Source organism: Streptomyces sp. NPDC057654 (assembly GCF_042800135.1).
Classification (GTDB): Bacteria; Actinomycetota; Actinomycetes; order Streptomycetales; family Streptomycetaceae; genus Streptomyces.
Genome location: NZ_JBHVHQ010000236.1, coordinates 4,619 through 10,350, shown reverse-complemented (window position 1 = coordinate 10,350; position 5,732 = coordinate 4,619). Strand labels below are relative to the sequence as shown.

Genomic DNA, 5,732 nt, shown 5'->3' with positions numbered 1-5,732 from the left:
GGCGCGGGCGACGACCAGGCCGACACCGGCACCAAGAACATCACGCGCGAGCACGAGCTGGCGCTGGCCGGGAACGCGCGCGAGATGCTGGAGCAGACGGAGCGCGCCCTGGAGCGGCTCGACGCCGGCACGTACGGGATCTGCGAGAACTGCGGCAAACCGATCGGCAAGGCCCGGATGCAGGCGTTTCCCCGCGCCATGCTGTGCGTCGAGTGCAAGCAGCGGCAGGAACGCCGCTGACCGGCCCGCGGCGGCGTGCCGTACCCTCGTCCTCAGCCGGGCGGGGGCGCCCGGCGCCCAGCGAACGCAGAGGTGCGCCGCGCTGCCGGGCAGCACCGCCGGACCGGGCGGTGCCGAACGGCGGGCGGGACGACGTCGAGGGACTCAGGTGACAGAGGCGGAGCAGACCACCGGTACGCCGGGAGAGGCCGAAGGGGACGGCGCCTCGCAGGAGGTGGGTCCGCCCCAGGGGAAGAAGCGGCGGATCGGCGTGCTGCTGACGGTCGCCCCCTTGGCCTACCTCCTGGATCTGGTCAGCAAGCTGGCCGTGGTGGCGAAACTGGAGCACCATGATCCGGTCCATGTGATCGGCACCTGGCTACAGCTCCAGGTGATCCGCAACCGCGGCGCGGCCTTCAGCTTCGGCGAGGCCATGACCATCGTCTTCACCTGCATCGCGGTGATCGTGATCGTGGTGATCGCGCGGCTCGCCCGCAAGCTCTACAGCGTGCCGTGGGCGATCGCGCTCGGCCTGCTGCTCGGCGGGGCGCTCGGCAACCTCACCGACCGGGTGTTCCGCTCGCCCGGCGGTCTCCAGGGCGGCGTCGTCGACTGGATCGCGCCCGCGCACTTCGCGGTCTTCAACCTCGGCGACTCGGCGATCGTGTGCGGCGGCATCCTGATCGTGATCCTCTCCTTCCGCGGCCTGGACCCCGACGGCACGGTGCACAAGGACTGACGGCGCGCGCGGGCATCCGCATCCGGCCGTACGGGCATCCGGCCGTACGACCACGTCCGCGCCGTCCTGCATACTCGACGGGTGAGCACGATTCCCGAGATCCGCACCCTGCCCGTACCCGACGGCCTCGAAGGCGAGCGCGTGGACGCCGCCATCGCCCGCATGTTCGGCTTTTCGCGGACCAAGGCGGCCGAGCTCGCCGCCGGGGGGAAGGTGCAGCTCGACGGCGCGGTGGCCGGCAAGTCCGACCGGGTGACCGGCGGCGCCTGGCTGGAGGTCGAGATGCCCGGGGCCCCGGCGCCGGTGCAGATCGTCGCCGAGCCCGTCGAGGGCATGGAGATCGTGCACGACGACGACGACATCGTCGTGATCGTCAAGCCGGTCGGGGTGGCCGCGCACCCGAGCCCCGGCTGGACCGGCACCACCGTCATCGGCGGGCTCGCCGCCGCCGGCTACCGCATCTCGACCTCGGGGGCGGCCGAGCGCCAGGGCATCGTGCACCGCCTCGACGTGGGCACCTCGGGGCTGATGGTCGTCGCCAAGTCCGAGCGCGCCTACACCCTGCTCAAGCAGCAGTTCCGGGAGCGTACGGTCGACAAGCGTTACCACGCGCTGGTGCAGGGCCACCCGGACCCGATGAGCGGCACGATCGACGCGCCCATCGGGCGGCATCCGAACCACGACTACAAGTGGGCGGTGACGGCCGAGGGCAAGCCGTCCGTGACGCACTACGACCTCATCGAGGCGTTCCGGGCCGCCAGTCTCCTCGACATCAAGCTGGAGACCGGCCGTACGCACCAGATCCGCGTGCACATGTCGGCGCACCGGCACCCGTGCGTCGGCGACACCACGTACGGCGCCGACCCGACGCTCGCCAAGCGGCTGGGGCTCACCCGGCAGTGGCTGCACGCGATGCGGCTCGGCTTCGAGCACCCTGGCGACGGCAGCTGGGTCGAGTTCGAGAGCGCGTACCCCGAGGATCTCCAGCGGGCGCTGGACATCGTGCGGGCGGAGAGCTCCTGACGCTGCGTCACCACGGGGAGCGCGGGGCGCGCGGACGCACGTATTCCGGCTGCGGCGATATGTGATCAATGCCGCGTTGAGCGGTTTATGTGACCGGCCATGGCAGGCTTGAGGCGTTGATCGTCGGACCGACACCGGAGCGTATACGTCGTGGACCAGCTTGCCCTGCTGTTCGTACTGCTACTCGGGGCCGTGGTCATGGTGCCGCTCGGTGACCGGCTGGGACTGCCGTCGCCGGTCCTGATGACCCTGGGCGGGATCGTTCTCGCGCTGCTGCCGTTCGTGCCGAATGTCAATGTGCCGCCCGAGTACATCCTGCCGCTGGTGCTGCCGCCGCTGCTGTACGCCTCCGTTCAGCGCACGTCCTGGCGGCAGTTCGCGGCCAATCTGAGACCGATCTTCCTGCTCGCGGTGGCGCTGGTCTTCGTGACGACCGCCGCGGTCGCCGTCGTCGCCAACGCCGTCGTGCCCGGCCTGCCGCTCGCCGCGGCCGTCGCGCTCGGCGCGCTGGTCGCCCCGCCCGACCCGGTCGCCGCGACCGCCGTCGCCGGGTCGCTCGGGCTGCCGCGCCGCCTCGTCTCCATCCTGGAGGGCGAGGGGCTCTTCAACGACGTCACCGCGATCGTGCTGTACCACGTGGCCATCGCCGCCACCGTCACCGGCTCCTTCTCCGTCCCGCACGCCGTCGGCGCGCTGGTGCTCTCCGCCGTGGTCGCCATAGCGGTGGGCCTGGTGCTCGGCTGGGCCGCCAACAAGCTGATGGGCCTGCTCGGCGACGCCACCCTCCAGATCGGCCTCACCCTGCTGGTGCCGTTCGTCGCGTACGTACTGGCCGAGGAGTTCAGCGGCTCGGGGGTGCTGGCGGTGCTCACCACCGCGCTGTTCCTCGCCGAACACGCGGTGGACGCCGACGACGTGCTGGGCCGGCTGGCCGGTCACACCTTCTGGGAGATCGTCGACACCCTCGTCACCGGAGTCGCCTTCGGCCTCATCGGCCTCGAACTCCACAATGTCTTCGGCACGGCCTCCGGCCGCTGGGGCGAGATGCTCGCGGCCGGCGGCGCGGTGATCGGCGTCGTGATCGGCGTACGGCTGCTGTGGCTGCTGCCCGCCGCCTGGCTCGCGCGCAAGATGCACCGGCACCGGGACGTCGAGGAGGAGATCCCGATGACCTGGCGCGAGACCGTCGTCATGTGGTGGTCCGGGATGCGCGGTGTGGCCTCCGTCGCGCTGGCGCTCGCCATCCCGCTCACCGTGCACGACGGCTCGGACTTCCCCGGCCGCGACGAGATCCTCTTCATCGCCTTCGCCGTCATCATGGCCACCCTCGTCGTCCAGGGGCTGACCCTGCCCTGGCTGGTGCGCAGGCTCGGCGTGAAGGCCGACACCGACGCCGAGCGGGAGACGGAGCGGCTGCTCGCGATCCGCGCGGCCAAGGCCGCCAAGCGCAGGCTCAAGGAGATCCAGGCGGTCGAGGAACTGCCCGAGGACCTCTCCGAGCAGCTGAGCCGGCGCGCGTACGACGTCGGCGCCCGGATCAGCCCCGACATGGTCGACGACGAGCGCCGGGAGGCGAACGCCCAGCGCGTCAAGCGGCTGCGCACCGTGCAGCGCATCCAGAGCGAGATGCTCTCGGCCGCCCGGCACGAGGTGCTCTCCGCGCGCAGCGAGGCGGGCGCGGACCCGGAGATCGTCGACCGGGTGCTGCGCCACCTCGACGTGCGGAGCCTGCGCTGACGGTCCCCTGGGCGGGGCCCGCGGGCCGAAGGCCGTACGGGCCCGAGGCCGCGCTGATCCGAGGCGGTACGGGCCGAAGGCCGTACGGGGCCGGGGCCCGGTTCCGGTCAGGCGGTGCCGGGGCCGGGGCCGATGTCCTCGGACCTCGGCGGCGCCTGCGGGCGGTCGGGCGCCTCCCGCAGGCCCGGCGCGTGCGCCGTGTTGATCCGCGGCAGCGCGTACGGGTGCTCCCGGCGCAGCCACTCCACCAACTGCTCGCGGACCACGCAGCGGAGCGTCCAGATGTCGTCCGAGTCCTTCGCGGTGACCAGCGCCCGCACCTGGATCGTGGACGGCGTGGTGTCCGTGATCACCAGGCTCCAGGCCCGGCGGTCCCACTCGGCGCACTTCATGAGGATCTCGTGCAGCCGCTGGCGCATGAGGTCTATGGGCGTGGTGTGGTCGAGGTGGAAGAAGACCGTGCCGGTCATCCGCGGGGTGCCGCGCGTCCAGTTCTCGAACGGCTTGCTCGTGAAGTACGACACGGGCATGGTGATCCGGCGCTCGTCCCAGGTGGTCACCACCAGGTAGGTGAGGGTGATCTCCTCGACCGTGCCCCACTCGCCGTCGACCACCACCGTGTCGCCGATCCGCACCATGTCGCCGAAGGCGATCTGCAACCCGGCGAAGAGGTTGCCGAGCGTCGACTGGGCGGCGACACCGGCGACGATGCCGATCACACCGGCGGACGCCAGCATCGACGTCCCCACCGTCTTCATCGCCGGGAAGGTCAGCAGCATCGCCGCCACCGTCACCACCACGACGACCGCGGTCACGATCCGCTGGATCAGCGTCACCTGCGTACGGACCCGGCGGACCCGCGCCCGGTCATGGGCGTTCGCGGCATAACGGGCGTACGTCGACTCCACTATGGCCGCGGCGCCGCGCACCGCGAGCCACGCGACGGCGGCGAGCAGCACCAGCGTCAGGGTCTGGCCGATGCCCGCCTCGTGCTCCTCGACCACCTTGAACGTGATGGAGGTGAAACTGCCGCGCAGCAGGGCCGCGCACAGCACGAGCTGCAACGGCAGCCGGCAGCGGCGCAGCAGATCCCACAGCGGGGTCTCGGGGTGGCGGGCGTCGATCCGGCGCACCACCAGGTCGGCGGCCCAGCCGACCAGCAGGGTGATGGCGACCGATCCGCCGATCACGATGAGCGGACGCAACACGTCCTCCATGGACACCTCGGCTCCTTCCAGCGCGATTCGGGTGGTCCGCGTCCCACCGACGGTAACTGGCACGATGGGGTGATCGCGAAATACCTCTAGGGAAGTGGCTCCAGTGGCGTCCTCTACCACGATTGTCCTGTTTCACTCGGCTTACGGGCTGCGGCCCGCCGTCCACGCGGCGGCCGAGCGGCTGCGCGCCGCCGGGCACGAGGTGCACGTGCCGGACCTCTACGACGGGCGGACCACCGAGACCGTCGAGGACGGCATGGTGATCAAGGATGAGATCGGCAAGGAGGAGCTGCTGCGCCGGGCCATCGCCGCGGCGGCCCCGCTCTCGGAGCGCGGGCTCGTGTACGCGGGCTTCTCGCTCGGCGGGTCGATCGCGCAGAACCTGGCGCTGGGCGACGAGAAGGCGCGGGGGCTGCTGCTCCTGCACGGCACTTCCGACCTCGCGGAGGACGCGTCCGTCGACGAGCTGCCCGTACAGCTGCATGTCGCGGACCCGGACCCGTTCGAGCCGCAGGACTGGCTGAACGCCTGGTACCTGCGGATGCGGCGGGCCGGCGCGGACGTGGAGGTCTACCGCTACCAGGGGGCCGGGCACCTCTTCACCGACCCCGGGCTCCCGGACTACGACGAGGAGGCCGCGGAGGCCGCCTGGAAGGTGTCGCTGGGCTTCCTCGCGGACCTCGGCGACGCGTAGCCGCCTCCCGGCGGGGGGGGGGGGGGGGTAAAACGGGGGCCCCCCCCCCGCCGCGGGGGACGTAATGTTTGGGGGGGCGTACGTTTTGGGGGGCCCGCCGCAC

6 protein-coding genes are annotated in these 5,732 nt (G+C 71.7%); 5 read left to right on the top strand and 1 reads right to left on the bottom strand.

Annotated features, from left to right (window positions below):
• The 4 genes from ACFU99_RS19195 to ACFU99_RS19180 all read left to right on the top strand — a co-directional run.
• A partial coding sequence (locus tag ACFU99_RS19195; RefSeq protein ID WP_384393325.1) for a TraR/DksA family transcriptional regulator occupies positions 1–240 on the top strand: 240 nt, incomplete at its 5' end.
• A 148-nt stretch (positions 241–388) separates the two neighbouring features.
• Positions 389–958, top strand: a complete 570-nt coding sequence (gene lspA / locus ACFU99_RS19190; protein ID WP_384393322.1) for a signal peptidase II — start codon at positions 389–391, stop codon at positions 956–958.
• An 81-nt stretch (positions 959–1,039) separates the two neighbouring features.
• On the top strand, positions 1,040–1,981 hold the full coding sequence (locus tag ACFU99_RS19185; RefSeq protein WP_384393319.1) for an RluA family pseudouridine synthase: 942 nt from the start codon (positions 1,040–1,042) through the stop codon (positions 1,979–1,981).
• 150 nt (positions 1,982–2,131) lie between these two features.
• Entirely contained in the window at positions 2,132–3,718 is a 1,587-nt protein-coding gene (locus tag ACFU99_RS19180; RefSeq protein ID WP_384393317.1) for a Na+/H+ antiporter, read from the top strand.
• A 107-nt stretch (positions 3,719–3,825) separates the two neighbouring features.
• Here ACFU99_RS19180 and ACFU99_RS19175 read toward each other — a convergent pair whose 3' ends face one another.
• Entirely contained in the window at positions 3,826–4,935 is a 1,110-nt protein-coding gene (locus tag ACFU99_RS19175) for a mechanosensitive ion channel family protein (RefSeq protein ID WP_384393315.1), read from the bottom strand.
• Between the two features lie 103 nt (positions 4,936–5,038).
• On the opposite strand from ACFU99_RS19175, the gene ACFU99_RS19170 reads away from it, so the two are divergent.
• Positions 5,039–5,629, top strand: a complete 591-nt coding sequence (locus ACFU99_RS19170) for a dienelactone hydrolase family protein (RefSeq protein ID WP_384393313.1) — start codon at positions 5,039–5,041, stop codon at positions 5,627–5,629.
• Positions 5,630–5,732 lie beyond the last annotated feature (103 nt).

Bases quoted from the DNA above. Each gene is read 5' to 3' on its own strand.
- ACFU99_RS19175 (WP_384393315.1), bottom strand. From the start codon at position 4,935: ATGGAGGACGTGTTGCGTCCGCTCATCGTGATCGGCGGATCGGTCGCC.